General features: G+C 65.7%; 4 protein-coding genes. 2 read left to right on the top strand and 2 right to left on the bottom strand.

The genetic code is table 11. From position 1 onward, the window contains the following. Positions 1-41: 41 nt before the first annotated feature. Entirely contained in the window at positions 42-1,277 is a 1,236-nt protein-coding gene (mobQ, locus tag DRF71_RS27055; RefSeq protein ID WP_112313520.1) for a MobQ family relaxase, read from the bottom strand. Positions 1,278-1,430: 153 nt separating this feature from the next. Between mobQ and DRF71_RS27050 the strand changes: the two genes are divergently transcribed. Then, positions 1,431-1,697, top strand: a complete 267-nt coding sequence (locus DRF71_RS27050; RefSeq protein WP_112313519.1) for a hypothetical protein — start codon at positions 1,431-1,433, stop codon at positions 1,695-1,697. Further along, positions 1,694-2,260 (top strand): hypothetical protein, encoded by a 567-nt coding sequence (locus DRF71_RS27045; RefSeq protein ID WP_112313518.1) that lies wholly within the window; start codon positions 1,694-1,696, stop codon positions 2,258-2,260. The genes DRF71_RS27050 and DRF71_RS27045 overlap by 4 nt, the downstream gene beginning before the upstream one ends. Positions 2,261-2,265: 5 nt before the next feature. Here DRF71_RS27045 and DRF71_RS29600 read toward each other — a convergent pair. Beyond that, the coding region (locus tag DRF71_RS29600; RefSeq protein WP_112313503.1) for an addiction module antidote protein at positions 2,266-2,426 on the bottom strand (161 nt) is incomplete at its 5' end.

Here is a 2,426-nt window from a genome sequence, read left to right as displayed (position 1 = left end):
GAATGAACTAATGGCTTTTATAAAGTAATGGCCCATTGCGATCACATGCCGTGATCCATACCCCGGTCTCGGTGCCGCGCCTCGTTTTCCCGTTCCTGCTGCCGCTCTTGCTCCTTCAGACGCTCGGCCTCCTGCAACCGCTGGCGTTCCTCGGCCTCTCGGCTTTCCTGCAACCGCGCTGCGGCCTCGGCCAGCGTCCCCCGGTCGATCCCCTGCGCCGCCTCCCGTAGCCGCTCGGCCAGGCTGCGGGCGGATTCCGGCTCCGGGGTTTGACCAGGTGCGGCCACGGTATCGGACACGGTGCGGCTCTGGCGGGCTTCCCATGCCTCGCGCAACCGCGCGGCCAAGTCCTGCCTCCCCTCCCGGCCATCCCGATCCGCAGCGCCGGCATAGGCCAGACCCTGCGCCGGCGGCCCGAGGCGATCCACCGCCCGACCGATCCAGTCCCGCACCTGACCGGCCAGAACCTCCGCCACCCGCGCAACCTCGGCCGCCTGCGCCTTGACCTCCCGCCACACCCGGACAGCCGCAACCTCGATGCCGCGTTCCTTCATCTGCCACGCCCCGGCAGACAGTTGCGGCAGCGGATCCCGGTCCAGTTCCACCGCCCGCACCGTCTGCCGCAGCGCCTCGGCCTCGTCGCCGCGATCCTGCGCCGCAGTGGCCCGCTCCTGCGCCTCGATCCGCTGCGCCTCTAGTGTCCGGTGGTCGATCCGTTCATCAAGGCCGCATCGCTCAAGGGCGCGGTTGCTGTCCCGCGCCCATGCCTCACGCCATCCTTCCAGCATCTCGACCGCGTTCCAGTCCCGGTTCTTCGCCCCGAACCCCTCGGGGCCGATCTCGCGGGTGGTCAGCAGGATATGGGCATGATGGTTGCGATCATCGCCTTCGCGTCCCGGCGCATGAAGGGCAATGTCGGCCACCATGCCACGGGCCACGAACTCGCGCTGGCAGAACGCGCGCACCAGCTCGACGCGCTGCGCATGGTCCAGCTCGGCGGGCAGAGCCACCCGGATTTCGCGGGCGACCTGCGAATTCTTCCGGGTCTCTGCCGCCTCGACCGCATTCCACAGCGCCGCCCGGTCCTGCACCCATGCGGGCGCATTGGCAGGGGCAAGGGTTTCGACGTGATCGACGCCGCCGCGCGCACGGTAATCGAAGGTCAGCCCGGTGCGGTGATCCTCGATCCGTTCGCCCACGCGGTAGGCCGCTGCCGCCGTGGCGCTGCGGCCAGCGGATCGGGAAATCATCGTGGCCCGAAGGTGGTAGATTGCCATTTCCGCGCTGCACTTCGCTAAGGGTTCAAGGGAAACGCAGGGTTCCCTTGCCCACACAAACGCGCAGCGTTTGTATAAGTGGGCACTTCGTGTTTGACACGCTATCCAGAACGCGAGACAAATTCAACGGTTGTAACGAGGAAGGGCGGTAGAATGGCGCGCACCATCGACCAGCAGATTGCAGAGGCGCAAGCGAAGCTGGCGCGGCTGAAAACCCGTCAGAAAGCCAGCGACACCCGCCGCAAGATCATTGTCGGCGCCATCGTCACCACCGAGGCCCTGAAAGACCCCAAGATTTCCAAGTGGCTGGCATCCACCCTGCGCAAGAACGCAACCCGGGAAATGGACCAGAAGGAAATCGCCGGACTGCTGGCCGACCTCGATGCCAGGGCGCAAAGCGCCGGGGCAGGTGAATCATGAGCGGCGTCAAAGACCCCTTCGAGATTTTGGCAGATGAAATCACCCTCATTCGCCGCCAGGTCGATCACCTCCAACGCACCAGCCTGAACAAGGACGAGGCCGAAGCCTTCAACGCGACCATCGCCAGGTTCCTCACTCAGCTCGGCAAGACTGCACCGGCCATGCAGGAGGCTATGCGGCGCGATCTGGACAGGACAGCCCTTGATGTGCGCGCCTACGCCGGAGAGGCTGCAGGGAACGCCGCCAGAGAAGCAATCGAGAAATCCCACGCTGAGAGCCTCAAGGCCGCTAAAAGCCTCTCACAGGCCGCAGGAGAGGCCCGCAGACAGGCATGGCGCTACTTCGGCGGGTTCTGGGTCTGGCTGGCCTCGATCGGCGCCACAGGGGCGCTTATCGGCGCGCTGACCGTGTTCTGGCTCCAAGGCCGCGCCGATGCCAAAGCCTTCGGCCAGTATCCACGCATCTACTGCCTGTCCGCAGGCGGTGAATTTGTCGATCAGCGGGACGGAAGCCGATACTGCATCTTCATGGTTTCACCGCCGACACAGCCAGCCGGGGAGTGACGGTTTTACGCGCCGGGCTGGATCGAAACTTTCAGCCCGAGCGCCTTGGCAACCTTCATCACCGTGGAGAGCGTAGGGTTTCCATCCCCGGACAGCGCCTTGTTCAGCCCCACCCGGCTCATGCCGACCTCACGGGCCAGCGCGGTCATGTTCCGGGCACGGGCCA

The sequence above is a fragment of the Pseudogemmobacter bohemicus genome, from assembly GCF_003290025.1.
GTDB classification, from domain to species: domain Bacteria; phylum Pseudomonadota; class Alphaproteobacteria; order Rhodobacterales; family Rhodobacteraceae; genus Pseudogemmobacter; species Pseudogemmobacter bohemicus.
This window is presented reverse-complemented; position numbering and strand designations above follow the sequence as displayed.

Coding starts and splice junctions, on each gene's coding strand:
- mobQ (WP_112313520.1), bottom strand. CDS start 1,277: ATGGCAATCTACCACCTTCGGGCCACGATGATTTCCCGATCCGCTGGC.
- DRF71_RS27050 (WP_112313519.1), top strand. CDS start 1,431: ATGGCGCGCACCATCGACCAGCAGATTGCAGAGGCGCAAGCGAAGCTG.
- DRF71_RS27045 (WP_112313518.1), top strand. CDS start 1,694: ATGAGCGGCGTCAAAGACCCCTTCGAGATTTTGGCAGATGAAATCACC.